Origin of the sequence: Methanobrevibacter sp., assembly GCF_045220775.1 — an archaeon.
GTDB lineage: Archaea > Methanobacteriota > Methanobacteria > Methanobacteriales > Methanobacteriaceae > Methanocatella.
This window is the reverse complement of the sequence record NZ_JBGUWC010000078.1, coordinates 1-25,402: the sequence shown is the minus strand read 5'-3', so window position 1 is coordinate 25,402 and position 25,402 is coordinate 1. Positions and strand designations below refer to the sequence as shown.

The 25,402-nt window shown below is 34.6% G+C and carries 26 protein-coding genes and 2 tRNA genes; 23 read left to right on the top strand and 5 right to left on the bottom strand.

The window, feature by feature from the left end; all coding sequences use genetic code 11:
- Positions 1 to 7: 7 nt before the first annotated feature.
- The 3 genes from ACJROP_RS04670 to ACJROP_RS04660 are packed head-to-tail and all read right to left on the bottom strand — an operon-like array spanning position 8 to position 2,526.
- Positions 8 to 706: a 2-C-methyl-D-erythritol 4-phosphate cytidylyltransferase gene (locus ACJROP_RS04670; protein ID WP_406534320.1), complete on the bottom strand. Its 699-nt coding sequence runs from the start codon at positions 704 to 706 to the stop codon at positions 8 to 10.
- Positions 707 to 1,675: an NAD(P)H-dependent glycerol-3-phosphate dehydrogenase gene (locus tag ACJROP_RS04665; protein ID WP_406534319.1), complete on the bottom strand. Its 969-nt coding sequence runs from the start codon at positions 1,673 to 1,675 to the stop codon at positions 707 to 709.
- 17 nt (positions 1,676 to 1,692) lie between these two features.
- Positions 1,693 to 2,526 (bottom strand): phosphorylcholine transferase LicD, encoded by an 834-nt coding sequence (locus ACJROP_RS04660; protein WP_406534318.1) that lies wholly within the window; start codon positions 2,524 to 2,526, stop codon positions 1,693 to 1,695.
- Positions 2,527 to 2,648: 122 nt separating this feature from the next.
- On the opposite strand from ACJROP_RS04660, the gene aepX reads away from it, so the two are divergent.
- The 10 genes from aepX (at position 2,649) to ACJROP_RS04610 (ending at position 12,129) form a co-directional block, all read left to right on the top strand.
- Positions 2,649 to 3,956, top strand: coding sequence for a phosphoenolpyruvate mutase (aepX, locus tag ACJROP_RS04655; protein WP_406534317.1), 1,308 nt, complete (start codon positions 2,649 to 2,651; stop codon positions 3,954 to 3,956).
- Positions 3,957 to 3,961: 5 nt separating this feature from the next.
- Entirely contained in the window at positions 3,962 to 4,702 is a 741-nt protein-coding gene (locus ACJROP_RS04650) for a metallophosphoesterase family protein (RefSeq protein WP_406534316.1), read from the top strand.
- Positions 4,703 to 4,713: 11 nt separating this feature from the next.
- Entirely contained in the window at positions 4,714 to 5,724 is a 1,011-nt protein-coding gene (locus ACJROP_RS04645) for an NAD-dependent epimerase/dehydratase family protein (protein WP_406534315.1), read from the top strand.
- A 2-nt stretch (positions 5,725 to 5,726) separates the two neighbouring features.
- A complete protein-coding gene (locus ACJROP_RS04640; protein ID WP_406534314.1) occupies positions 5,727 to 6,497 on the top strand; it encodes a DUF6564 domain-containing protein in 771 nt (256 codons plus the stop codon).
- Between the two features lies 1 nt (position 6,498).
- Positions 6,499 to 7,680 carry a saccharopine dehydrogenase NADP-binding domain-containing protein gene (locus ACJROP_RS04635; RefSeq protein WP_406534313.1) on the top strand — a complete coding sequence of 394 codons (1,182 nt, stop codon included), beginning with the start codon at positions 6,499 to 6,501 and terminating at the stop codon, positions 7,678 to 7,680.
- 9 nt (positions 7,681 to 7,689) lie between these two features.
- A complete protein-coding gene (gene aepY / locus ACJROP_RS04630) occupies positions 7,690 to 8,805 on the top strand; it encodes a phosphonopyruvate decarboxylase (RefSeq protein WP_406534312.1) in 1,116 nt (371 codons plus the stop codon).
- 10 nt (positions 8,806 to 8,815) lie between these two features.
- Positions 8,816 to 9,646 (top strand): phosphorylcholine transferase LicD, encoded by an 831-nt coding sequence (locus ACJROP_RS04625; protein ID WP_406534311.1) that lies wholly within the window; start codon positions 8,816 to 8,818, stop codon positions 9,644 to 9,646.
- A 44-nt stretch (positions 9,647 to 9,690) separates the two neighbouring features.
- Positions 9,691 to 11,178 (top strand): sodium-dependent transporter, encoded by a 1,488-nt coding sequence (locus ACJROP_RS04620; RefSeq protein WP_406534310.1) that lies wholly within the window; start codon positions 9,691 to 9,693, stop codon positions 11,176 to 11,178.
- 263 nt (positions 11,179 to 11,441) lie between these two features.
- Entirely contained in the window at positions 11,442 to 11,765 is a 324-nt protein-coding gene (locus ACJROP_RS04615) for a hypothetical protein (RefSeq protein ID WP_406534309.1), read from the top strand.
- Positions 11,752 to 12,129, top strand: coding sequence for a DUF2283 domain-containing protein (locus ACJROP_RS04610; RefSeq protein WP_406534389.1), 378 nt, complete (start codon positions 11,752 to 11,754; stop codon positions 12,127 to 12,129). The genes ACJROP_RS04615 and ACJROP_RS04610 overlap by 14 nt, the downstream gene beginning before the upstream one ends.
- On the opposite strand, the gene ACJROP_RS04605 is transcribed toward ACJROP_RS04610, so the two are convergent.
- Positions 12,126 to 12,335, bottom strand: a complete 210-nt coding sequence (locus ACJROP_RS04605; RefSeq protein WP_406534308.1) for a hypothetical protein — start codon at positions 12,333 to 12,335, stop codon at positions 12,126 to 12,128. The two genes, ACJROP_RS04610 and ACJROP_RS04605, sit on opposite strands and share 4 nt — an antisense overlap.
- 97 nt (positions 12,336 to 12,432) lie before the next feature.
- Between ACJROP_RS04605 and ACJROP_RS04600 the strand changes: the two genes are divergently transcribed.
- From ACJROP_RS04600 to ACJROP_RS04565, 8 genes are all read left to right on the top strand, one after another.
- Positions 12,433 to 12,804 (top strand): flagellar protein, FliL, encoded by a 372-nt coding sequence (locus ACJROP_RS04600; RefSeq protein WP_406534307.1) that lies wholly within the window; start codon positions 12,433 to 12,435, stop codon positions 12,802 to 12,804.
- A 5-nt stretch (positions 12,805 to 12,809) separates the two neighbouring features.
- Positions 12,810 to 13,094: a hypothetical protein gene (locus ACJROP_RS04595; RefSeq protein ID WP_406534306.1), complete on the top strand. Its 285-nt coding sequence runs from the start codon at positions 12,810 to 12,812 to the stop codon at positions 13,092 to 13,094.
- Positions 13,095 to 13,182: 88 nt separating this feature from the next.
- Positions 13,183 to 13,911, top strand: coding sequence for a phosphoribosylaminoimidazolesuccinocarboxamide synthase (gene purC, locus ACJROP_RS04590; protein WP_406534305.1), 729 nt, complete (start codon positions 13,183 to 13,185; stop codon positions 13,909 to 13,911).
- Entirely contained in the window at positions 13,912 to 14,178 is a 267-nt protein-coding gene (purS, locus tag ACJROP_RS04585; RefSeq protein ID WP_292824861.1) for a phosphoribosylformylglycinamidine synthase subunit PurS, read from the top strand.
- Positions 14,179 to 14,186: 8 nt separating this feature from the next.
- Positions 14,187 to 14,831: a phosphoribosylformylglycinamidine synthase subunit PurQ gene (purQ, locus tag ACJROP_RS04580; protein WP_406534304.1), complete on the top strand. Its 645-nt coding sequence runs from the start codon at positions 14,187 to 14,189 to the stop codon at positions 14,829 to 14,831.
- Positions 14,832 to 14,840: 9 nt separating this feature from the next.
- On the top strand, positions 14,841 to 15,557 hold the full coding sequence (gene cobA, locus ACJROP_RS04575) for a uroporphyrinogen-III C-methyltransferase (protein ID WP_406534303.1): 717 nt from the start codon (positions 14,841 to 14,843) through the stop codon (positions 15,555 to 15,557).
- A 4-nt stretch (positions 15,558 to 15,561) separates the two neighbouring features.
- A complete protein-coding gene (gene glmS, locus ACJROP_RS04570; protein ID WP_406534302.1) occupies positions 15,562 to 17,346 on the top strand; it encodes a glutamine--fructose-6-phosphate transaminase (isomerizing) in 1,785 nt (594 codons plus the stop codon).
- Positions 17,347 to 17,790: 444 nt separating this feature from the next.
- Positions 17,791 to 19,611, top strand: a complete 1,821-nt coding sequence (locus ACJROP_RS04565) for a hypothetical protein (protein WP_406534301.1) — start codon at positions 17,791 to 17,793, stop codon at positions 19,609 to 19,611.
- On the opposite strand, the gene ACJROP_RS04560 is transcribed toward ACJROP_RS04565, so the two are convergent.
- Positions 19,596 to 20,819, bottom strand: a complete 1,224-nt coding sequence (locus ACJROP_RS04560) for an MnmC family methyltransferase (RefSeq protein ID WP_406534388.1) — start codon at positions 20,817 to 20,819, stop codon at positions 19,596 to 19,598. The two genes, ACJROP_RS04565 and ACJROP_RS04560, sit on opposite strands and share 16 nt — an antisense overlap.
- A 282-nt stretch (positions 20,820 to 21,101) precedes the next feature.
- Between ACJROP_RS04560 and tgtA the strand changes: the two genes are divergently transcribed.
- The 5 genes from tgtA to ACJROP_RS04535 all read left to right on the top strand — a co-directional run bounded on the left by tgtA (position 21,102) and on the right by ACJROP_RS04535 (position 25,397).
- Positions 21,102 to 23,081, top strand: coding sequence for a tRNA guanosine(15) transglycosylase TgtA (gene tgtA, locus ACJROP_RS04555; protein WP_406534300.1), 1,980 nt, complete (start codon positions 21,102 to 21,104; stop codon positions 23,079 to 23,081).
- A gap of 4 nt (positions 23,082 to 23,085) precedes the next feature.
- Positions 23,086 to 23,748, top strand: a complete 663-nt coding sequence (locus ACJROP_RS04550) for a class I SAM-dependent methyltransferase (RefSeq protein WP_406534299.1) — start codon at positions 23,086 to 23,088, stop codon at positions 23,746 to 23,748.
- Between the two features lie 11 nt (positions 23,749 to 23,759).
- Complete coding sequence (locus tag ACJROP_RS04545) at positions 23,760 to 25,187, top strand: flippase (protein WP_406534298.1); 1,428 nt, start codon at positions 23,760 to 23,762, stop codon at positions 25,185 to 25,187.
- A 53-nt stretch (positions 25,188 to 25,240) separates the two neighbouring features.
- Positions 25,241 to 25,314 (top strand) — tRNA-Gly (locus ACJROP_RS04540).
- A 9-nt stretch (positions 25,315 to 25,323) separates the two neighbouring features.
- A tRNA-Gly gene (locus ACJROP_RS04535) sits at positions 25,324 to 25,397 on the top strand.
- The last annotated feature ends 5 nt before the right edge of the window (positions 25,398 to 25,402 follow it).

The window sequence follows — 25,402 nt, the reverse complement described above, 5'->3', positions numbered from 1 at the left end:
CATTAAATTATTTTTCTTTTAAATGTGCTTCGGCAATTTTTAAATCAATTTTTCTAGTGATTTTGAAGTTAGTCGTTTCACCTTCAAATAATTTTATGTCCCCATCTCTTAAAAAGAATAACATCATTGCTTCATCTAATTTACTTATTTCCTCAGCACTTAAGTCTTTATAGATTTCTATAAATTTATTAATCTTAAAACTTTGCGGAGTTTGTGAATGCACTAAATTTTTACGCAACGGAATATCTGTTAATTTTCCTTTTTCTTTACTTTCAAAAATCACATCAATAGCGGGAATTACAGGACTTGCCGCATCATGATCTTTTACATTAACAATACTCTTTTTTATCAATTCTGGACTAACAAATATTCTTGGAGCATCATGGGTTATCAGAATGGGATCTTTGTCATCGTAATTTGTTTTGACATATCTAATTGAATTTAGAATTGTATCATTTCGAGTTTCGCCACCTTCTATGACAACGATTCTTTCATTTTTATCAAAATAATCTTTTACGAGTTTTTCTGTTGCTTTAATATAATCTTTAGGTGATGATACAATTATTTTATCAATTTCATCAACTTTTAAGTACTTTTCAATGGAATGGGCTAAAATTGGTTTATCACCTACAATTTCGAATTGTTTTGGTTTATCCAAACCCATTCTTGTTCCAATACCTCCAGCCAATATTGCTGCAAAAATCATTCATAAACCATCCCAAAATTTATTAAATGCTAATCTAGGATTTTTTTTATCCACAATAACTTCATAAACAAAATCGACTGTCAAACTTTCAACACCATATTTCTCACAGATATCTTTCATTATCACAGTCGTATTTCTTCCTTCAAATAATATTCCTGATGATTTTTCATCAACAATAATTCCCTGGCCGTATAAAACGCCTAAGGTATGATTTCTACTTACAGATAAAGTTGATGCAGTAATTATGTCTCCAAAACCACAATAATCATCGACAGTATCTCTTTTACCGCCTAATGCTTCAATAATCTCTTTTACTTCACTGTAACTTTTGGTGAACAATGCAAATCTTGCATTGTCATTAATGTCTAATCCTTCACAAATGCCCTGACTAATGGCCAAAACATTTTTTATGATGCCGCAAAACTCAGTACCGGTTACATCTGTATTTGCATTAACTTTAAATTTTTTTGTTTCTAATGCTTTTTTAACAGAATTTAAATAGTTATCATTAGAACAAGCAATAGTTGTTGCTGTAGATAGATTTTTAGCCATTTCAGAAGCAATATTTGGTCCGGATAATGCAACGGCAGGCCTATCGGTAATCTCTTCAATTACTTCAGTCATACGTTTATTAGTATTTGATTCAATTCCTTTTGCGGTTGTTACTAATATACAATCTTTAGAAATAATTTTATTAAGTTCACTAGTTACTTCTCTAATCGTAGATGATGGAATGCATAGAAAAATAATACTGGCTTCTTTTAGCTTGTTAAAATCATTTATTCCTATAATATTCTCTTTTAATTTTAAATTAGGATAATATTGGGAATTATAATGATTTGAATTAATTTCGTCACATATTTCTTTTTTTCTGGCATATAAAAATAAATTATTTACATTTTCGGCTATTGATTGTGAAATTGCAGTTCCCATTGCACCTGCACCAATAACTCCAATATCTAATGTCATTTTTTCACCTTTTATATTTAATATTCTCCAAAATCTATTTTTTCAGGGGCGGGACGGAATCTTGATTCTTCTGGAGGTAATTCCATATATTCCCCATATGTTCTTTTTAATATTTTATCATAATCCTTAGGTATATTAACTTCAATATCTTCAAATTTAGCTTTTTTAGGTGGTAACCAATCTGTTTTGTAATAAACAGGCATTTGGCATACCGCTGGAAAATCACAAACCTCATCACAGTTTTCATGTTCATATTTTGAAAAAGATTTTATGCATTCCTTTTTAATTGTGTATGGAGAAACGGGTGTTATTTTTATCAAATAATATACTATTTGCTGTATGATTTTTTTAAATTTTGAAGTATTATCAAATTTAATAAAAGCGTACATAGTTGCTTGATTCAGTATAAAGCTCTTCCATTTATGTATAAATCTTTTAAATTTATTATTAGGAATATTATCTAAAATAAATATGTCAATAAAGATATTTTGGGTAAACTCTACTTGATCATACCACCATTCATTAAAAACAGTATTTTTAAGTAATAATCTGCTGAATGTATATGGAAATGTTTCTTCGTTTAACGCATTAATGAAGGAATATTTTTCATCAATATTATTTTCAAAAATTTTATTTAATTTTTCAAAGTCTTCTCGAAACATTATGACATCGATATCATCATCCCATGGTATAAATCCTTTATGTCTTATAGTTCCAAGTAAACTTCCACCGTATATAAAGTATGTTAAATCATTTTTTTCACAAACTTCAATTAAATATTTTAAAATTTTCATTTGAACTTTTTGTAAATGTTTTAAAGTTTCATCATCATATCTTTTGGATTTAAACATATTTTTCTCCATTACATTTTTCTTTTTATTAATATTATATATTTTGGAAATTTTTAAATATTTCTTTTTTATAAAATTATATTAATAGATATAATAATATTTAATTTAATAAGGTCATAACTATGAAATCCGATAAACCGATTGTTTATACTTGTTTTTGTACAGATATCATCCATGAGGGACACTTAAATTTAATTAATGAAGCTAAAAAATATGGAAATGTTGTAATAGGCGTTCTTTGCGATTCTGAAATGGTTAAATATAACAGATTTCCATTAAAAACCACTTCCGAACGTGTTAAATTAGTTGAAGAGATTCCTGATGTTGATAAGGTAATTATTCAAAATAAAATAATGTATGATGATGTGGTTCGCCAGCTTCGTCCAGATTACATTATCCATGGAGATAACTGGTCAGAAGATTCAATGAAGATTATAAGGCAGAATATCGTTAATGTTTTGGATAAATATGGTGGAGAACTAATTGAAGTTCCATACACTTTTAATGAGAAAATCCAAAAAATTGATAAACAAATGAAAGAACAGCTTGCCATGCCCGAGCTTAGAAGATCTAGGCTTAAAAAGTTATTGAAAATGGTCCCGATTGTCAAGACAATTGAAGTCCATAGTGGTTTGACTGGTTTGATTGCTGAAAAAACTGTCATTGCTGATGATGAGCATATAGATCAGTTTGATGCGATGTGGATTTCAAGTTTATGTGACAGTACCGAAAAAGGAAAGCCGGATATTGAATTGGTGGACATGACTTCAAGATTCAGAACTATTAATGATATTATGGAAGTTACCACCAAACCGATTATTTTTGATGGGGATACTGGAGGAATTGCCGAGCATTTTGTTTACACAGTAAGGTCTCTTGAAAGATTGGGAGTGTCAGCGGTCATTATTGAAGATAAGATAGGCTTAAAGAAAAATTCGTTATTCGGAACGGAAGTCGAGCAGACACAGGATGATATTGAACACTTTTGTGAAAAGATAGCTGCTGGTAAAAATGCCCAATTGTCTGATGATTTCATGATTATTGCCAGAATTGAAAGTTTGATTCTTGAACAGGGTATGGAAGATGCACTTAAAAGGGCATTTGCATTCCGTGATGCTGGCGCTGATGGAATAATGATACACAGCAGGAAAAAAGAGCCAGATGAAATATTGGAATTCTGCGATAAATTCAGAGCTGAAGATAAAGAAACACCAATCATTGTTGTACCTTCTTCTTATAATACCATTACTGAAGAAGAGCTTGTTAAACATGGTGTTAATATTGTAATTTATGCTAATCAATTGTTAAGAGCAGCATTTCCTGCAATGCAAAAAGCTGCCAAAAGCATTTTAAAATATCACAGAGCGCATGAAATAGATGAAGAATTACTTTCAATTAAAGATATAATTACATTAATTGATGAATTATAAGAATCGTGATTAAATTGTCGAAATATGCAATATTGTCAGATATTCATGGAAATCTATTTGCCCTAAAGGAGGTAATTAACGATTTAAGCAATCGTGATATTGAATCAGTTATTCTATTGGGTGATTTGATAGATTATGGAATGCAATCAAATGAAGTTGTTGCGTTCATTAAAGAAAACTTGTCCTCTAAAATTATTTGCAATATATGGGGAAATCATGAAAATGCTATTTTAACTGAAGATTTTAATCATTTTTCAAGCAAGCGCGGTGTTGAATCTGCAAAATTTACTGCTTCGCAGTTAAATGAGGATGCTGAATCTTATTTGAACAATGAATTAATTCATGATGGCAAGTATAAATTTAAGTTGGATGGAAAAGATGTATTGGCAATTCATGGTTCATTAAATGATAGCTATTGGAAATCTATTTTTCCAGATAACCTTAATGGGGATTATTCAGGATATGATATTGTTTTATCAGGTCATTCTCATTACCCTCATTGTTTTCAAAAGTTTTATGAGGTCGACAATCCGGAAATGAGGAACAAAAAAGCGGTTTTATTTATTAATCCTGGATCTGTCGGACAGCCTAGAAATCATAATCCGAATGCACAATATGCCATTTTGGATAGTGAAAATATGGCAGTTGAATTAAAGGCAGTCAAATATCCAGTTGAAAAGGCAATGGATTTATATGATGGTCAAATTGATGAATTTTATCAAAAAAGATTAAGAAATGGAATTTAAGGTGTATTTCTATGAAAGTTTTATATGTAATTAGTGGTGTTACCGGCATGACAGGTAACGAGTTGGTAAGACAACTTTTAAACCAAGAGGAAGATGAAGTAAAAATCATAGGCTTTGATAATTTTTATGCATCTTCAATTGATACAGTAGCAGACTGTTTGGATGATGAAAGATTTGATTTTTATGAATATGACTTAAATAACAAGGAAGAGATGAATAAAATCAAATCATTTGTATTGGAATCTAAAGATTGCTTTGATGAAGTTGTATATATCAATTGTGCGGCAGTAGTTCACACAGAGCATTTTTATAAGGTTTATGAAACCTATGAAACTAATGTGGTTAGCATGAATGATTTCTTAAGTCAGGCTATTGAAGTTGGGGCTGAAAAATACATCAATTGTTCCACTTCAGAGATTTACTCTATGAATTCATGGAATGAGGATGGTGGAGTTAAAGAATCAGACTTTATCACAATGGCTGATGCGGAACACAGTCAAAGAACAAGTTATGCAACCGGAAAACTGTTAACTGAGTTTTTCATGAAGGATGCAGTAGACAACGGCAAAATTAAAGGATGTTCTATTCGTTTCGCAAATGTTTACAGTAAAAATGAAAAATTGCCAAAACATATCATACCTCACATTATAAACAGCTTTATCAATGATGGTGAAGTAACACTATTAGAAAATTCTAAAAAGAACTGCAGGACATTTTTAAACAATTATGATAGTTGCAGTGCAGTATTGGCATTGGCTAAAACAGATTCAGCACTGGATGGTACAATCTATAATGTTGCAACCGATGAAGAGATATCAATCATAGATTTGACTAAATTAATTGCTAAGAAAATGGGCATTGATGAACCGGTTATTAAGTTTGAAGGTTATCGTGAATCTGATCCTGAAAGGAGATTATTATCAACCGAAAAAATCAGAACAAGAACTGATTGGGAACCAATCATTGATTTGGATAAGGGATTGGATGAATGTCTTGAAAATTACCTCAATTTAGGTGAATAGATTTGAAAATCGTAATCATTACCGTAGCGGGAATTTCAAGCAGGTTCAATAAGGATGTTCCTGAAGATGAAAAAATCTTGAAGTGTCTCTATTATGAAGAAAATCCTTGTGATACTTTAATTTATCGGATGCTTGAAAAAGCAGGTTATGCCGATAAAATTGTAATTGTCGGAGGATACAAATATGAAGATTTGGTTGACTACATTAACAATCAGATTCCTGAAGATTTACAGGATAAAATTCTAACTGTTTATAATGACCATTATAGTGATTTAAGTTCAGGTTATAGTTTATATCTTGGAATAAAAGAATCTTTAGATAATTTCAATGATATTGATGAAATATTGTTTGTTGAAGGGGATTTGGATATTGATGAGGAATCATTTTCTAATGTTGTGGAATCCAGCAAAAATGTTTTAACATTTAATTTTGAACCGATTTATTCAAATAAGGCGGTTGTTTTATACCAAAATGAACAAAATGAATATCATTATTTATTCAATAGCGACCATGGATTGCTGTCATTGGATGAGCCTTTTAAGGCCATTTTCAATTCCGGACAGACTTGGAAATTCAAAGATATGGAACTGCTTAGGATTGCCAATGATAATTTTTATGAAAACCTCATAGATGATACCAATCTTGGAATAATTCAGAAATATTTTGATTTGGTTGAAAATACTTCTGATGTGGATATCATCGGGTTAAAGCATTGGGTAAACTGCAATACCCGTGAAGATTATAAATTAATCAAAAATTACTGGGAGAAATAAAATGAAAACTTTAGATGAAAGATTAAAAATTGTTGAAAAACATGTGAAAGATGATGAAATTACAATCATGATTATTGGTTTGGGAAGTGTTGGAACTTATCTATTGGACTTTTTAGTTAGTAAAAATGACCCTGCAATAAAATTGGTCGTCGTTGGAAGGAACCAAGAAAAAATGCAGTCTGATGTTAATATTGTCCGTGTTGCAAGCCTTATTCGTGAATTAAATAAATCTGAAATCCTTGTTGAAGCGGGTGTTGATTTAAATGATATTGCTTCAATTGAAAGTGCTATAGCCAAATATAGTCCAGATTTCATTGTTAATTCCAGTAGAGCTTATCCTGGTCTTAAATATGGAAGTATCTCTTGGAATAATGTAAGGGCATATGGTATTTGGACTCCATTGTCAATTAGATTTACTAAAAATATCATGGAAGCATGTGAAAATGCCGATACTGATGCTGTCGTAATTAACACTTCTTATTCTGATGCAGTTATTCCATGGCTTAAAAGTGCTGGAAAAGCGTATCCCGACTTTGGAAGTGGAAATTTAAATCATTTAATCCCAAGGATGAAATTTGCTGTTGCAGACATTTTAGGAGTTGGCGATTTTTGGAATGTTGACTTCAATTTTGCCGCAGCGCATTTCCATGATGTCTGCATAAGTAAAGAAGGACAGACTGAAGGTGTCGAATTGCCTCTTAAAATATATTATAAAGGCGAAGAGCAAGACATCCCTCATGATGAAATATTCAGCAGATGTTCCATTAGCATGCCAGTTGATCAAAAAAGGAACATGATGAACGCTTCAAGTAACTATCGCATTATCAGTGCTGTCATTGATGCGATTCGCACCGGTGAAAATCAAAAGGTATTTGCGCCAGGAGTATTCGGCCATATCGGTGGATATCCGGTAATTATTGGATATAAAGATGACAACATTTCTGCTTGGATTGATGAATCAGTATTTAGCTTTGATGAAATGGATAAGGCAAATCGCGAATCATTAGCATTGGATGGTGTTGAAGATATTCGTGATGCAACATTAATTTACACTGATGATCTAATCCGTAAAGTTAAAGATGCTTTCGGTGAGGATTTGCCTAAAGAAGTTAAGTATGATGATATTGAAAAAACTGCAGAGTTCCTTATAGAGAAAATAATCACTCCACAATTAAACAAGTAGGAAAGTACAATGAAGGTTGAAGATTTTGTTGAAATTTTAAATTGTGATTTCTACACCGGCGTTCCGGATTCACAACTGAAAGCATTATGTAATTATTTAATCAATACCTATGGCATTGATGAAAAACATCATTTGATTGCAGCTAATGAAGGTAATTGTACTGCTCTGGCTGCAGGTTATCATTTAGCCACTGGAAAAGTCCCAGTGGTATATATGCAAAATAGTGGCGAGGGAAATATCATAAATCCTGTTGCTTCTTTGTTAAACGATAAAGTTTATGCAATTCCTTGTATTTTTGTAATTGGCTGGCGTGGTGAACCTGGCATTCATGATGAGCCACAGCATATCTATCAAGGACAGATTACTTGTGATTTACTTGATTTGATGGATATAAAAAACTTTGTAATTGGTGAAGACACAACTGCAGAAGAGCTTAAATCAATAATGCGAGAGTATGATGATATTTTAAATTCCGGAAAGAGCGTAGCTTTTGTAGTTCGTAAAAATGCTCTAACTTATGATGAAAAGGTAACTTATGAAAATGATAATGATATGATTCGTGAAGAAATCATTGAACATATTGTTAATGTGACAGGAGAAGACCCAATCGTTTCAACTACAGGCAAGGCCAGCCGTGAGCTTTTCGAAATTAGGGAGTCTAATAATCAAGGACATCAGTATGATTTCTTGACTGTCGGTTCTATGGGCCACACTTCTTCTATTGCTTTAGGTGTTGCCATTAATAAGCCTGATGAGAAGATTTGGTGTATAGATGGTGATGGTTCAGCATTAATGCATATGGGTTCTTTAGCGGTTGTAGGTAATGTAAATCCAGACAATTTAGTTCATATTGTCATAAATAATGCAGCTCATGAGACTGTTGGTGGAATGCCTACGGTTGCATCAACAATGGATTTGGTTAATGTGGCTAAATCTTGCGGTTATTCTTACGCAACATCTGTTGATAACTTCGATGATTTGGATAATGAATTGAAATTAGCAAAATCAAGAAATGAACTTTCATTTATTGAAATATTGTCTTCAATAGGTTCTAGAAAAGATTTGGGAAGACCAACAACAACAGCTATTGAAAATAAAGAAAATTTCATGAAATTCCTTGAATAATAGTGGTAATGTGAAACTAAAGAAATATGATGACACTACTTTAAAACATATTCATGATGTTGAATTAATGATTTTAAAGGATCTAATCAGGTTTTGTGATGAAAATGGTCTTACCTATTTCATGTATGCGGGTTCTTTATTGGGAGCTATAAGGCATAATGGTTTTATTCCATGGGATGATGATTTAGACGTCTGCATGTTGAGGAATGAATTTGAAAGATTCAAAAAGTTATTTTCCTCCAATGAAAAATATGACCTATTGTCAATAGAATCACAAGAAGATTACCCTTACTTATTTGCCAAATTGAATCTTAAAAATACAAGATTTGAAGAAAAAGGGGCATTGCAACTTGATTTTACTATAGGCATTAATATTGATATTTTCGTTTTGGATGATTTGGCAGACAATAAATATAAACGTTTTTACCAACTTAAAAAAGCATTTTTATACAATAGATTATTAATAGTGTCTAAAATAAGAATAGATGATTTGCCGGTTATACCAAAACTAATTTCAAATACTGCATATCATATTTTAAACATTTTAAAGTTAAATCCAACTAAAATAAACAAAAAATGCTTGAATTTTTTAAGTAAATATTCTGATGCAAATGCTAAGAACGTATTTGATATCTCAGCAATGGCTCATGAATATCCTTTAATATATGATAAAAGTGATTTTAAAGAAGTTGAAAAGGTACAATTTGAAGATATATATGTTAATGTTCCTAAAAATTATGATAAGATATTGACAGAATTATACGGTGATTATATGGTATTGCCTCCTGAAGAAAAAAGGTATAATCATCCGATTGATTTCATTGATTTTGGGAAATATTAGATATTCATTTTATTAATTAATTATAACTGAAGGGAAAGGAAATTATGACAGACAAAAATGAGTGGGGCAGTAACTTGTCATTCATATTGGCAATGATAGGTTCTGCAGTCGGACTTGGAAACATTTGGAGATATCCTTATGTGCTGTATTCTAATGGGGGAGGAGCATTCTACATACCATATATAGTTGCAATCCTTTTGATGGGAATTCCTTTTTTGATTTTGGAGTACGGTGTTGGATATAATTACAAATCTTCCTTTGCAAAGGCAATTACAAACATAGATTCCAAATGGCAGTATTTGGGATGGCTTTTGCCGGTTGCAGTATTCATGATCATGATTTATTACTCAGCCATTCTCGGTTGGGATGGAATCTATATGATTTTGAGCTTCTTTAAGGGATGGGGAGCAGACCCGAATTCCTTCTTTACTACTACTCTTCTCCAATCTTCAGATTCATACATGGGATTGACCAATTTCATTCCGTTGATTGCAGTTGCAATGCTTATCGGTTGGGCTATCATTTGGTTTATCTCTCATAAAGACCTTGAAAAGGGGCTTGGTAAAGTATCAAAGGTTTTAGTGCCTCTGTTATTCATAATAATGATTGTCATTGTAGGATTTTCCCTCACTTTGCCTGGAGCTTCAATAGGTCTTGCAGAACTTTTCAATCCTGACTGGTCTCTTCTGGGTAATTTCAACATTTGGATGGCTGCATTCGGACAGATTATTTTTTCATTAAGTCTAGGGATGTCAATCGCATTTACATATGCAAGCTACACCAAGGATGATGCGGATTTAATTACAAATACCCTTTCAATTGCTTTTGCAAACTGTGCCTTTGAAAACTTCGCTGCTTTAGGAGTATTTTCAATTTTGGGCTACATGTCAATGCAGTCAGGAACTGCAGTAGCAGACCTTGTAACCCAGGGAACTGGGCTTGTATTCATCGCATACCCTACAGTATTCAACGTATTGGGAAATTGGGCATTAGTGCTTGGGCCACTGTTCTTCTTGACAGTTTATCTTGCAGGGCTTACAAGTATATTATCTACAATCGAACCATTGTCCTTTTCAATCCAGAATAAATTCGGATTGACACGTTCAAAAACAATGACAATATTGTGCATAACCGGTGCTGCAATATCCATGCTTTATGCAACATCTTATGGAGGATCCTTGCTTGGTTATGTGGACACATTCATCAATCAGATTGCACTCCTGTTTGGTATTATAGTTGAATGTATCGTATTTGCCTGGATATTTGATGCTGAAAAACTGATTGATTTTCTCAATTCAAGAACCAAAACAATTAAAGTCGGCAAATGGTGGCTGATAATAGTCAAATATGTTCTCCCGATTGCAATTTCAATCATCTGGATTGGTGGAATGATTGATGTAATAAACAATGGGTCTATGGAGCAATTGATTTTTACTGTTCTAACAGCATTGGTATTGCTGATAGTCACTTTGGTTTTGACTGTCCGTCATGCCAAAACTGGTGATTGGGAAAATGCTGATGAGAGAGTTTAGTTTGTTAGTGTGATTAGTTTTAATCTAATCCAATTTTCTATTTTTTTTAATTATTGCTGTAATTTCGTAAAATTGCTTTCAAATAAAAGTTAAATTTAAATATAACTGCACACTTATGTTTTAACATAGAATCGCACTTCAAAAAGCATCAAATATAAAATAAAACTAAGTTTAATTGTGGTTTCTAAACTTCAATTAAATATTTGGCCATATATTCTATTATTGATTTTAAGAGACTTAAAATTAAATAAAGGGTATAAAATATGTTTGATTATAATATTGAAGATGCACAAAGGATATTAAAATCATTTGATAGTGCTGATTTAAGATTAGAAAATCATGTATTGGATAATTGGTTTGAAAGAGATGTTGACTTTAATTATATTTTTGATTGTTTAACAGATAAGATTCTTTTAAGCATTTCAAAAACATCTGAAAATCGTTTTAAATTAATTTATCCCCATGAAAATAGTAAAACAATGGATTTATATATTGTAATAGAAATTGATGATTTTGAAAAAATTACTGTAATAACAGCTTATTCATTTAGTAGTGCAAGGAGGCAACGTGAAAATGAAAGAAGATAACATGAAAGAGGTAATATGTTACTATGATTTATCATCAGATATCTTAGGAATTAAAGTCAATCATGATTTCAGCTATGAAGAAACAGTTGAAATGGATGATGGGATGTTACTTGATTTTGATGTTAATAATGTTCCTGTTTCTCTTGAGGTATTGGACGCTTCACAAAGATTCAATCTGCCAAAAGAAAGTTTAAACAATATTGTTTGTTTTGAAATGGATGTCTTCATTGATGAAAAGTCAATTTCAATAAATGCTAAGATTGGTGTTTTAATCAATAATGTCGAAAACAATCAATTTTTCAAATCTCATGCAAGCAATTATGGCAATTTCCCAAATGCTTCAGTACAGCTGGCATTAGTTTAGGTAAAAAATTTATCTAAAAAACTTTCATTTTTTTCATTTTCTTTTAATGTGATGGTTATAATCCCGTTGGCATCTTCATATACTATTTCCTGGTTATTTTGGGAAGTGCTGTCACTACCAATGTCTTCTGAGTAGTAGACTCCTATAATCAACCCCAATATGGAAAGTAGGAATATGAGTAAAATCACGGTATTCTTCATGTTCATGTTTTATAATTTATGCTTCGGCATATATAAATAGAATAGAAAAGTATTTTAATGGCTTCACTCAAATTTCTATTGAAAGTTTTGTGAGGTGAAAAATATGGATAACTTAGTTAAAATTTTGATAGGTGCTATCGTGGCATTAGTTGTCATTGCCGGTGCTGTTGCAGCACTTAACTTAATGGATGACGGTTCTGATGATTCAGATATTTCAGAAGATGTTGATTCCTCATCCGTTGAAGAGACTGATGATGTAAAAAATGCAACTCTTGTTGATGATGATACAGACTCATCAGACGATGACAGTGATGTTGTAAGCGAAGAAGTCAAATTCAATTATCAAGATGGTTACGGATATTACCGTGAAGTCACATACAAAGACGGCGGGTTCCGTCAATTTGATACAGAAACAGGCGAATTGATAGGTTCTTCATATGATTCAGATCAAGATAAACTTCCTAGCTTGGAATGATTCAAATGATTCTTAAAGACATTTTGGAATATTTTAGTATCGAGGAATCATTTCCGGATTATCTTTTAGAGCAATCTTTCAATAAAGTGTTTCTGGATGGAAAATTGTCTAAAACAGATAACAATTATAAGATAGTAGTTAAGACAAGACAGGATGTCACACATCAAATGTTTTTAAGACCTGGCGATGATTATCCCGTAGCCATCCTTTCCGAGCTTCCAAACGGTTTGCTCAATGGAATGAAATTCGGACTTACTGAAGATGATGTGGCATACATAAACAAATTGTAACTACTATTTTTTTCATTTTTTAACTTATTTTTATATAATATTAAAATCAAAAATTATATCATAATAATTTAATTGTTTTGTTGATATCATGAACAAAAAAGAGTTAATTAATTCTGGAAAAGTAAAAAGCGTTTTCACCACAGACAATGAAGACCAAGTAATTATCGAGTTTAGGGACGATATGACTGCTGGTGATGGTGCAAGAAAAGAAGTTATGAACGATAAGGGAGCTTACAATGCTGTAATCTCTTCCAAAATATTCAAGGTTTTAGAGGAAAGCGGTGTTGAAACCCAATTCATCGATTTGCCCGAACCTAATGTCATGATTGCAAGAAGACTTGAAATGATTCCTATTGAAGTTATAGTAAGAAACATTGCAACAGGCAGTCTGGTTCGCAAATATCCGATTGAAGACGGTACAAAATTGGAACCTCCTATTGTTCAAATGGATTTCAAAGATGATGAATACCATGATCCAATGCTTAATGATTCCCTTATCAAGGCCTTAGGCATTGCAACCCAAGAAGAAATCGACATCATAACCGAAAAGGCATTGAAAATCAATGAAACCTTAAGGGAATTCTTTGCAGATGCAGGAATTATATTGGTTGATTTCAAGGTTGAGTTCGGTAGGGATAAGGATGGCAACATTATTTTAGGCGATGAAATATCCCCTGACAGCTGCAGATTATGGGACAGCGAAACCTTAGACATGTTGGATAAGGAATTGTTCAGAAAAGGAAAAGATGATGAAGTAATGGAAGCTTATATTGAAGTTTATAACAGAATTATTCCAGATGATGAAAAGGTGATTTAAGTGTTATTTGATATTGAAGTAAAAATCTCTTTAAAAAGCGGTATGTTAAACCCTGAAGCAACTACAATCGAAAGATCTCTCGATTTACTTGGATATGAAGTAAAAAACGTCAAAACTGTCGAAATCATTAAATTCCAAATGGAAGGCGAAGACAGGGAAGTAATTAGAGAGAATGTAGTTGACATGTGTGAAAGATTACTCTGTAATCCTGTTATTCATGATTATAAAATCAATGTCATTCCACAAAACATGGCTTGCGGTAAATAGGTGATGAAATGAAAATTGGAGTAATTAGATTCCCAGGAACTAATTGTGACAGGGATGTTTATCAAGCTTGCCAATTGGCAGGCCTGGAACCTGAATACGTTTGGTGGAGTGAAGAGAAGCTCACAGATTTTGATGGCATTGTCATTCCTGGAGGATTTTCCTATGGAGATTACTTAAGGGCAGGTGCAATGGCTTCAATCACACCTGTTATTGATGGAATCAAAGAACTGGTAAAGGAAGAAAAGCCTGTTTTGGGAATCTGTAACGGAGCTCAAATTTTAGGTGAAATCGGTTTGATTCCTGGAATTTTCATAACAAATGAGAATCCTAAATTCAACTGTGAATGGGTCGATTTGAAAGTCGCAACCAACAGAACCCCATTTACAAAGGCATTTGAAAAGAATCAAAAGATTGCCCTTCCTATTGCACATGCCGAAGGAAGGTTTTACACAGAAAATATGGATTTATTGAAAGACCAAGACCAAATAGTATTGCAGTTTGAAGGCAAGAACCCTAACGGATCCATGGAAGCTATTACAAGCGTTTGTGATGAGTCAGGACTTGTGGTAGCTATGATGCCTCACCCTGAAAGGGCTTGTGAGAAGATATTTGGTTCAGACGATGGTTTAAACTTTTTTAAAGGATTTTTATAAGTGATTTAGATGGTAGTTTATTTAATTGGTGCAGGACCTGGAGATGCTGATTTAATAACTCTTAAAGCTGTCAAGGCTTTAAATAAGGCGGACGTTGTTTTATATGATTATTTGGCCAATGAGGAAATATTGGCTCATGCTCCGGAAACTGCTGAGAGAATTTATGTAGGTAAAAAGGCAGGCGAGCATTACAAAACTCAAGATGAAATCAATGAGTTGATTATAGAGCAAGCTAAAAATCATGAAAATGTAGTAAGACTTAAAGGAGGAGATCCTTTTGTCTTTGGCCGTGGTGGCGAAGAGATATTGGCTTTAATGGAACATGATATCAAATTCGAAGTTATTCCAGGTGTAACTTCAGCTATTGGAGCACCAACTTCACTCGGACTACCGGTAACTCACAGGGCAGTTGCAACTTCACTTACTATTGTAACAGGTCATGAAGACCCAACAAAAGAGGAAAGTCAAGTGCATTGGGATTATACTGCCGATACTTTAGTTATTTTGATGGGTATTGGCAATATCAAGGAAAACACTGCCGAAATCATGAAATATCGTTCCCCAGATACTCCGGTGTGTGCTATTGAAAGCGGAACACTTCCGGATGAAAACCTTGTATTTGGAACATTGGGTGATATTTCAGATAAGAAAATCAACACTCCAGCTATTTTAATCATTGGGGATGTTGTAAATATGTATAAGGAGATTTATGAATATCAAAGGTGATTAGATGTGCGGAATTGTAGGTTGCATATTAAAAGAAGATGAAGATGTCGCACCAATCCTTTTTGATTGTATATCTAAATTGGAATATCGAGGTTATGATTCAATAGGCCTGGCTACTTTTTCTAATGGTAAAATACACATTAAAAAAGATAAGGGAAAAATTGCAGAAGTGGATAAGAGCTTAAACTTAAGGGACATGCTGGGAAACTTCGGTATCGCCCATGTACGTTGGGCTACACATGGAGACCCATCTAAATTGAATTCACACCCTCATGTCGATGAGGAAAACAGTGTAGCTATTGTTCACAACGGTATTATTGAAAATTACTTGGAAATTAAAGAAAAATTAATGCTTGAAGGTCATGTGTTCAAATCAGATACAGATACTGAAGTCATTGCCCATTTGATTGAAAAGTTTATGGATGAAGGTCTTGACCTGGAACATGCCGTTAGAAAAACAATCGGTGTCATTGAAGGAGCTTATGCACTTGCAGCAATTTCTACAAGGGAACCTGATAAGATTGTTGCAACACGTAAGGACTCCCCATTAATTGTAGGGCTTGGCGAAGAGGGATATTATCTTGCTTCTGATTCACCGGCTATTTTAAAATATGCTCGTGATATAATCTATCCTGAAAGGGGAGAAATTGTAATTTTAGACAAAGATGGTGTCGTTGTTCACGATGAATTTGACAATGTAGTTAACAAAGAAATCGATACAATCAATTGGACTCCTGAAATGGCTGAAAAAGAAGGCTATGATCATTTCATGATTAAGGAAATAAATGAACAGGCAATAGCCGTTAGGAATACATTAACCCAAAAGGACAATATTCAAGAAATTATTGATGATATTGATGATATTCAAAGGATTTGTTTTGTTGCATGCGGAACATCCTATCATGCATCCTTAACTGGAAAGTATTTATTGGAATCTCTTGCAGGCATTCCAACAGATGTTATTTTAGCATCTGAGTTTAAATATTCTGCCAACACTTTAAATGATAAGACTTTAGTTATATTCATCTCTCAATCCGGTGAAACTGCAGATTCACTTAAGGCATTGGATGTTGCAAATCAAACATCAAAAACCTTAGGAATCGTTAATGTGGCAGGTTCATCAATAACAAGAAGAGCCCAATATGTGATTCAAACTCAAGCGGGTCCCGAAATTGGGGTTGCGGCAACAAAAACTTATGTTGCACAGCTCACAGCGATTTACCTTTTTGCAGCATTGATGTCTAAAAATGCAGAACTGCTTGAGGAACTTGAAAAGGTACCTGATTTCATTGATGAAACTCTGGAAAACGTTGATTTCATCAAGCAAATTTCAAAAAGATACAATTATGCTCGTGATTTCTTCTATTTAGGCAGGGGTTATACTTACCCGACAGCTCTTGAAGGAGCACTAAAACTCAAAGAAATCACTTATATTCATGGGGAAGGCTATGCTGCAGGCGAATTGAAGCATGGTCCTTTAGCTTTAATTGATGAAGGCATTCCGGTTGTCGTTGTAATTCCTCCGGGAGACACTTACAAAAAGACAATGAGTAATCTGGAAGAAGTCAAATCCCGCGGAGCCAATGTGTTGGCTGTAGGTTCTGCTGATGACGAATCCCTTAAGGTTAAGGCAAATGATGTAATTGAAATAAACCCTGAAGTCAAAGAGATTATTGCACCTTTGGTTTATGTTGTGCCTTTACAATTAATTGCTTATTACATTACCCTTGAAAAGGGTCATGACCCTGACAAGCCTAAGAATTTGGCGAAATGTGTAACAGTGGAATAAGGTATTTTCTTTACCTTATTGACTTTTTTTCTTTTTTCGGTTTTTTGTTGTTTATTTTAGAAATTAAGCATTTTCCATTAAGTTTTATAACATTTTATTAAATATTTTTTCTATCCTTTATTCTATTTGATTAATTAATGTTGTAGGACTAAATGATTGTTTATTTGTTTATTAGCTTTTTTATTGGTGTTTATTAATCAAACGATTTGATTTTCACTTCAATTTTGTCTTTTGTTAATAGTTTCATCATTTTTAATTTATTCAATATATTTTTAAACTTATAATTGCTTATTTTTCTTAAATTAAGCTTATTTAAGCTTTTTTTTAAAATCAAAAGCTTTTTATACAAAAAGCAAAATATGAATAAATACGAACAAATGTTAAATGGAGTTAACGTTTATGTTTAATAAAAAAATTAGTTTAATTTTATTGACACTTGTTTTTATGTTATCAATTGCGGCAGTTTCTGCTACAGATTCAAATGCAACTGATGATGTAATGACTAGTGATGTGGATGAAGAACCCCCATCGGGTATTTCTCAAGATTCATCTGCAGAAGTGCTCACCGATTCCAGTCCTGAAAAAAATTATTCATTGACTGGCAGTGATGTAAATATGTATTATAAAGGCGGTTCACGTTATACGGCGACTTTATCTGATGGAAAGTCTGCTGTAAAAGATGCATCCGTTGTTTTAAATGTTAATGGAGTAAATTATACTAAAACTACCGATAGTTCAGGTAAGGTTTCCCTTCCTTTGGATTTGGATGTTGGTAGTTATCAAATCTCTGCTTATTTTGGTAATGTAGTCAGCAAAAACAAAATTAAGGTCTTGCCCGTTATTAAAGGAAAAGACTTGACTAAACCTTACAAAGGCAAAGCATCTTATTCAGCTACATTCTTAAAAAGCAATGGTAAGCCATTAGCAAATACAAATGTTAAATTTAAGATAAATGGTAAGACTTATACCAAAAAGACAAATTCCAATGGTGTTGCTAAATTGGCAATCGGTTTGAAGGTTGGCAGTTATACCATTTATGCAATTCATCCAAATGGATATGAAATTTCAAATAAGATCATTGTTAAGTCTTCAATTGCTACAACTGATTTAAAGAAACATTATTTAAGCTCAAAAAAGTTTAAAGCAACATTTTATGACAAAAATGGAAAGGTCCTAAAAAACAAACATGTCAAATTTTATGTTAAAGGAAGTTACTATACTAAGAAAACCAATTCCAAAGGTCAGGCCAGTATTAAGGTAATTTCTAAACCTGGAACCTATAAGATTGTTTCAATAAATCCGAAAACTGGTGAAAAGAAGACAAATAAAATAAAAGTTTCACCAACTATCAATGCAAAATCAATGACTGTCTTTACTGGCAGGACTTCCGAGTTTGACCTGACCCTTTATAAAGGAGAATCATTGGCCAAAAACAAGAAGATGCACGTTTATGTTGACGGCGCTAAAAAAACAGTAAAGACAAACTCAAAAGGTGTTGCAACTGTCAAGTTCAAGTTGGATAAAGGAACTTACAACTTCAAATGCGTCGATCCATATACAGGATATGTCTTAAATAAGAAGGTAACTGTAAAACTGGCATCCATTGATGCTCCGGATGTTACCTATGCAAGGGATAATAAGGAAGGAGGATTTGTAGCTTCACTTGTAACCCAAAACAAGAAAGCGGCTGCACATACCTATATGGAGATTACGCTTAATGGAATGGCACATACAGTCAAGACAGATTCAAACGGAATAGCATTGCTCAAGTTCGAGCTTGAAAAGGGAACTTACAAGGTTACATGTAAAGATCTGTCCACCGGTTACACTATCACTAAAAAGATAGTGGTCCTGTCAGCTGATGGCGGAACAGCATATAATAAGTATGGTGTTTCTGAAGATGGTAAAACTCTTCTGGCTATAGGTAAGCCGTCTGCCAGTGGCGAACAATCAAAATACGGTTATAAATACTATAAAACAGTTCTTTCAAGAGAATGTCCTTATTGCGGCCATGATGATATCTATTGGGATATTTTCTGGGCAGGTGACGAATCAACCGAAACAGCAATCTTCCCGGCAACAGGCCATAGGGAACCTGGAAGCACTGAGGGAATGATGTTTTGCGCCCATTGTGACTGTGATTGGTCAATCTTTGGAAAAAACCATGGTCATACCGGTGGAAATTTAAAAGTATTGTCCGAACCGGTCAAATCCAGTAAAATCGAAGCATATTTGCTTAAAAGTGGATATTATATATTGCCATAATCTCCATTTTTAACTTTTTTTAATCTTTTTTTCATATCAAGAATTCTGTTTGTTGAGTTATTTTTGCCATCCTGCTTTTCTGAATATTTTTTTTCGCATTCTATGATGTAGAATGCCTCATCGGATGTTGTTGACGGTATATTCATTTTAGCCAAGTTTCTTTCTACACGCCTTTTAAGCTTTTCGTCATCCATTTCATCGCCCAGAAATATTGGTGTCTTGACGGCAGATGAGATTCTAGTGTTATGGCGGGCATTGTGTCGCTCTTCGGTTCTTGCATCCAAAATGAATTCGCTGGAATTGTTCAATCCTGGGTCTCTAAATGGAATTCCCACGTCGGACAGTGCAATCCTTATCTCATCGTTTCTTGGAAGTGACCAGTCAAGCATTTCAGGATTAGGGCTGGCCAGGGTTCCGCCCTGCTTTCTTCCGAAAATCGGGCCCAGGCCAATGTAAAAGCCGGCTTCAATAAATCCTTCCCTGACGGGAGCTGATGAGGTGTAGGTCGCAACGATGCCGTCATTTTTAATTATTCTTCTGAATTCCTTGAAGAATTCAATTGAAAACAGTTCAGGAGCCATGTTCTGTGAAAACGGATCTAGAAATATCGCATCGTAAGTGTCATCATCCAGGTTCTGCACGGTCTGCCTTGCATCTTCAATGAATACGTTAATTTTTATATTCTCAGGAATTTCCGCCTTCTCCAGACTTAATGTCGCATAATCCTGAGCGATCAGTTCATCTTCAATGGCCTTTTTGGTGATGTCATGCTCTGGTATCGGTGAAGGCACTAAAAGACCGCATGCAAATGTTGCCTTTGATATTTCAACCATATCAATCCGCAAATTTGATTTGGAGCCATTATTCAAAAAATCAGCTATTGCCGCAGATGAATTGTAGCCGAGTCCGGCGCAAATGTCCAGAATGGCGATGTCTTCATCATAATTGAATTTCATCGGCTTGATAAATTTCTCAAATGACTCACTTATTGCACCTGTAGATGTATGTAACGTTTCAACTTTGTTGTTTATTTCTTTTGAATTAATAGAATAAGATCCATCATCAGTTAAAACGAAGTAATCGTTGTAAGTATCAAAAAAATTAAGTCTGCTTTCATTATTTCGACTACTTTTTTCCTGGGCGAAACATTCATTCACCAGGTCAAATACATCATCACTAATTATTCTTGCGCTGTTTTCGTAAGTCATCTTATCTAACATTAATTTTGGAAGTTGTTTTTAATATACTTTCAACCAATATTCAAAATCAATTCCACACTACATTTGCTTTTTTCCAGACTCATCTGATTATTCAACTTTGACATGAGCAAAATTTATATAATCTTTAACTTAAATTTTATTTAGGTATAAAAACTCCAAAATATAACTTTTTGGATATGATTTTTGCAATAGACTTGTATTTTTTGATGCTTTTCCAAATTTATCAAAATATACTAAGTTTTGCCAATTGAAGAGAGTAAGGTTAAATAAATGTTTGAAATTAAAGCTAAAGATAATATGGGGCGTGTTGGGGTTTTGAAAACCAAGCATGGTGATGTAAAGACTCCCGCACTGATGCCGGTCATCCATCCGCGCAAGCAGGCGGTCGATGTCGGAAAATACGGTGCAGATATCGTCATTACCAACGCCTATCTGATTTATAAGGATGAAGAATTAAAGCAAAAGGCAATAGATGAGGGACTGCACAAGCTGATTAACTTCGACGGTCCGATTATGACAGATTCAGGGTCATTTCAGCTGTCCGTTTACGGTGACGTTGAGATAACAAACAAGGAAGTAATCGAGTTTCAGGAACTGATTAAGACGGACATTGGAACAAGCCTGGACATTCCGACAGCCCCATTTGTGGAAAGGGAAAAGGCCGAAAGCGATTTGAAAATCACTATCGAAAGGGCAAAAGAGGCAGTTGAGTTTAAAAAGGAGCAAAACATGGAAATGCTTTTGAATTCCGTTGTTCAAGGTTCTACATTTCTTGATTTAAGGCGTGAATGCGCCCGTGAACTGTCAAAGCTTGATGCTGATTTGTATCCTATCGGTGCTGTTGTTCCATTGATGGAATCATATCACTACAAGGATCTTGTTGATGTAGTAATGAACTCTATGAAAGATTTGTCAGACACTGTCCCTCGCCATCTGATGGGGGCAGGACATCCTATGATATTTGCGTTGTGTGTTGCGATGGGATGCGACCTTTTTGATTCAGCTGCATATATCCTTTATGCGGAAGACGACAGGCTATTGTCCACAAGAGGAACATTCAAGCTAGAAAACCTGCAGGAAATGCCATGCTCCTGTGAGGTATGTACCAAATACACTCCGGACGATTTGAGGGCAATGCCTAAGGAACAGCGCAGGGATTTGATAGCCCAGCACAACCTGCATGTCTCATTTGCTGAGTTGAGGCTAATCAGGCAGGCCATCTATGACGGTAATCTGATGGAGCTTGTTGAGGAACGCTGCAGAGCACATCCTGCACTTCTTGAAGCAGTAAGGCAGCTTGGAAACTATTCACAGGACCTGGAAAAGTATGATCCGAGAAGCAAAAAGTCAGCATTCTTCTACACAGGACCGGAGTCACTGTGCAGGTCCGAAGTGTTAAGGCACATGCAGAAACTGCGTGAAATGCCTAAGAAAAGGGATTTGATAATACTGCCGCCGACAAGAAAGCCTTACTCAAAGTTCATATCCGGAAAGCTTGGGGAGTTCTACATATATGGTGCCGAGCAGGAAATCGACTTGGACAACACCGATTTCATGGTTCTCGACATTCCGTTCGGTTTGATTCCGCTTGAAATCGATGAGGTCTATCCGCTGAGCCAGAATGACGCTCCAAAAACCCGTGACGTGGACAGCATCGAATTCATCGAGGACTTTTTGAATGAGTTTGTTGAATATTATGAGCAGGTCTTGATTCATTCAAGAATCATCAATGACCTGGAAATAGGCCTTTACAACAAATGCATCGATTCGGATGAAATAAGATACACAAAAGATGATGTTAAAAAGGTCAAGGCGATTGCAGACTATCAGTTTGGATATGGTGCCGGCGAAGCATTGTTTAAGGGCAATATCAATATAGAGAAAAGTAAAAAGACAGGAAAAATCAGACATATCTACGATGGAAAGGTATTAATCGTTAATATGAGGGCATCTGATTCATTATTAATCTTATCAAAAGAAGGTGCAAAAAGACTTCACAATGCAATGCCATATCCGCAAAATAGGGTTGTCGTAAACAAGGACTCTGAACCTTTTGCGCTTGACGGAAAAAGTGTATTCTGTAAATTTGTAGTCGACTGTGATGATGATATACGCGCCCGAGATGAAGTTTTAATAGTTAATGAAGAAGATAAGCTATTGGCCTATGGAAAGGCGTTGCTTGGAGCCTGTGAGATAAAGCAGTTCCAAACAGGACAGGCCATCAAGACACGTAAAGGAATGAAAAAGTGATAATATGGATGATAAGGTAAATACAGGCCATCACATTGAAGATAAAGAATTAATCAAAAATGCAAGAAAGCCAGTTGGAGAGCTGGGCCATCAGATACTTGACAGGATGAACAGGTCCCACGAGGCGATGGCGCAATGGGGCGTAAGCCACTTTGACATTCAGGAAGACAGCAAGATATTGGATATTGGCTGCGGCGGGGGAAGGAATATCCAGCGCTTCGCCGAACAGATTTCAGACAACGGAAGGGTTGTCGGAATCGATTATTCAGAAGTGAGCGTTGAAAAGTCCATTGAACTGAATAAGGAAGCTATTGAAAACGGCAACGTCAATGTACTTCAGGGTTCCGTTTCCGATATGCCATTCTATGATGAAACCTTTGATATTGTGACTGGTTTTGAAACAATATATTTCTGGCCGGACTTTATCAATGACTTGAAGGAAGTCAATAGGGTGCTTAAAAAGGATGGACTTGTATTTTTCTGCAATGAGGCAGTATACAGGGAAGGCAAAATGGAAAAATACGATGATTTGGTAGAGCTTCTTGACATGAAAATCTACTCAGAAGATGTCCTGAAGGAATCTTTGGAAAAGACTGGCTTTAAGGATTTCAAAGCAGATATAAATGAAGAAAACGATTGGATTTGCATAACAGCAAGGAAAATTTAAGGTAATGTAAAATGACTAATAAGGTAAGAACAATATTTGCAAATATGAGCTGGCTGATGGTTTCCCAGATATTGACCAGCGTATTCGCATTTATTTGGACAATTTTAACTGCAAGATATTTGGGACCGTCAGATTACGGTGTATTCGGTACTGCAGTTTCAATATCCACAATATTCGGAGTATTTGCAACATTCGGTATCTTCACTTACCTTGTAAGGGCCATCTCGACGGATTTTGAAAATGAGGACAAGTATGTAAACAATACATTGTCCCTTAAGCTGTTCCTGGCAGTGTTCTATTTTGCAATTATACTGTTGGCCACTTATATTCTTGGCTGGAATCGCTATGTGATAGGATTCTGTATGCTGTTTGCATTCGAATATCTGATTAAAACCTTCCATGACGTATTTTTCTCATCATTTCAGGCACACGAGAAAATCAAGTATCAGGCCATAACAAACATCATAATCAATTCATTGACATTGGTATTCATAGTTCTGGTCATTGTAACCGATTTTGGGCTATTGGGTATTACTTTTGCATATATATTAGCAAACTTTATAGCATTGCTTTATGCATTGTATGCAATGAGAAAGCACATCATGAAACCGAAACTGGCATTTGACTTCGCTTTCTATAAGGTATTGATAAAGGCAGGAATTCCCTTTGCACTGACAGGGCTATTCTATACAATATACTACTCAATCGACATTGTCATGATTACCCAATTTGCATCCACTTATGATACTGGGCTTTACAACTCAGCATATAAGCTCATCAGCGTTCTTGCATTGTTCTATACAATATATTCTGCCGTGATTTTCCCGGTCATGAGCAAGCTGTTCAAGGATGAAAAGGATTTGCTGAAACTCAGTTTTGTAAAGTCAATCAAATACCTGTCCCTTGCTACAATTCCAATAGCGGTTTTCACATCATTATACGGTTATGACCTCATTGGAATCTATGGATCCGAGTTCATTGAGGCGGGAGGCGTCTTGCAGGTACTGATATGGACAGTATGTTTCCTCTTCATTAATGGCGCATGTTCATTGGTTTTGAATGCATCACATGAAGAGTATTCAGTTACAAAAATCTATTCCATTGCTGCGGTCTTTAATGTGATTTTGAATCTGTTCCTCATTCCAAAATATTCCGTTTATGGGGCTTCAGTCGCAACAGTTTTAAGTGAGATTCTGATTCTGATTCTGGAAATGTACATGATTAGAAAGATCGGCCAACTGCCGGACAGGCACCTGGTTTATGACATTCTAAAGATTTGTATTGCAGCGATGATTATGGGAATCGTGTTGTATGTCTTCAATTTCAATTTATGGATAGCTATGGCAGTATCCATTGTAATTTACTTTGCTATGATTATATTGCTCAGGACATTTGATCAAGAAGATATTTCCATTGTTAAACAGATAATTGGTAAATAATGCAAAGATTTATATATTATCAAAACATAAGTTTATTTGTTGTTTATTTTTATGCGGTGTTAGTCCAGCCTGGTTAAGACTCTAGCCTGCCACGTTAGAGACCCGGGTTCAAATCCCGGACGCCGCATTTTTTTATGCAGTCGTGGTATAGTCTGGTTATTACTTGGGCCTTCCAAGCCTACAACCCGGGTTCGAATCCCGGCGACTGCATCTTG

Bases quoted from the DNA above. Each gene is read 5' to 3' on its own strand.
- ACJROP_RS04545 (WP_406534298.1), top strand. From the start codon at position 23,760: ATGACTAATAAGGTAAGAACAATATTTGCAAATATGAGCTGGCTGATG.
- aepX (WP_406534317.1), top strand. From the start codon at position 2,649: ATGAAATCCGATAAACCGATTGTTTATACTTGTTTTTGTACAGATATC.
- ACJROP_RS04560 (WP_406534388.1), bottom strand. From the start codon at position 20,819: ATGACTTACGAAAACAGCGCAAGAATAATTAGTGATGATGTATTTGAC.
- ACJROP_RS04660 (WP_406534318.1), bottom strand. From the start codon at position 2,526: ATGTTTAAATCCAAAAGATATGATGATGAAACTTTAAAACATTTACAA.
- ACJROP_RS04595 (WP_406534306.1), top strand. From the start codon at position 12,810: ATGATTCTTAAAGACATTTTGGAATATTTTAGTATCGAGGAATCATTT.
- glmS (WP_406534302.1), top strand. From the start codon at position 15,562: ATGTGCGGAATTGTAGGTTGCATATTAAAAGAAGATGAAGATGTCGCA.
- ACJROP_RS04635 (WP_406534313.1), top strand. From the start codon at position 6,499: ATGAAAACTTTAGATGAAAGATTAAAAATTGTTGAAAAACATGTGAAA.
- aepY (WP_406534312.1), top strand. From the start codon at position 7,690: ATGAAGGTTGAAGATTTTGTTGAAATTTTAAATTGTGATTTCTACACC.
- ACJROP_RS04615 (WP_406534309.1), top strand. From the start codon at position 11,442: ATGTTTGATTATAATATTGAAGATGCACAAAGGATATTAAAATCATTT.
- ACJROP_RS04670 (WP_406534320.1), bottom strand. From the start codon at position 706: ATGATTTTTGCAGCAATATTGGCTGGAGGTATTGGAACAAGAATGGGT.
- ACJROP_RS04665 (WP_406534319.1), bottom strand. From the start codon at position 1,675: ATGACATTAGATATTGGAGTTATTGGTGCAGGTGCAATGGGAACTGCA.
- ACJROP_RS04565 (WP_406534301.1), top strand. From the start codon at position 17,791: ATGTTATCAATTGCGGCAGTTTCTGCTACAGATTCAAATGCAACTGAT.
- ACJROP_RS04550 (WP_406534299.1), top strand. From the start codon at position 23,086: ATGGATGATAAGGTAAATACAGGCCATCACATTGAAGATAAAGAATTA.
- purC (WP_406534305.1), top strand. From the start codon at position 13,183: ATGAACAAAAAAGAGTTAATTAATTCTGGAAAAGTAAAAAGCGTTTTC.
- cobA (WP_406534303.1), top strand. From the start codon at position 14,841: ATGGTAGTTTATTTAATTGGTGCAGGACCTGGAGATGCTGATTTAATA.
- purQ (WP_406534304.1), top strand. From the start codon at position 14,187: ATGAAAATTGGAGTAATTAGATTCCCAGGAACTAATTGTGACAGGGAT.
- ACJROP_RS04605 (WP_406534308.1), bottom strand. From the start codon at position 12,335: ATGAACATGAAGAATACCGTGATTTTACTCATATTCCTACTTTCCATA.
- tgtA (WP_406534300.1), top strand. From the start codon at position 21,102: ATGTTTGAAATTAAAGCTAAAGATAATATGGGGCGTGTTGGGGTTTTG.
- ACJROP_RS04610 (WP_406534389.1), top strand. From the start codon at position 11,752: ATGAAAGAAGATAACATGAAAGAGGTAATATGTTACTATGATTTATCA.
- ACJROP_RS04600 (WP_406534307.1), top strand. From the start codon at position 12,433: ATGGATAACTTAGTTAAAATTTTGATAGGTGCTATCGTGGCATTAGTT.
- ACJROP_RS04645 (WP_406534315.1), top strand. From the start codon at position 4,714: ATGAAAGTTTTATATGTAATTAGTGGTGTTACCGGCATGACAGGTAAC.
- ACJROP_RS04620 (WP_406534310.1), top strand. From the start codon at position 9,691: ATGACAGACAAAAATGAGTGGGGCAGTAACTTGTCATTCATATTGGCA.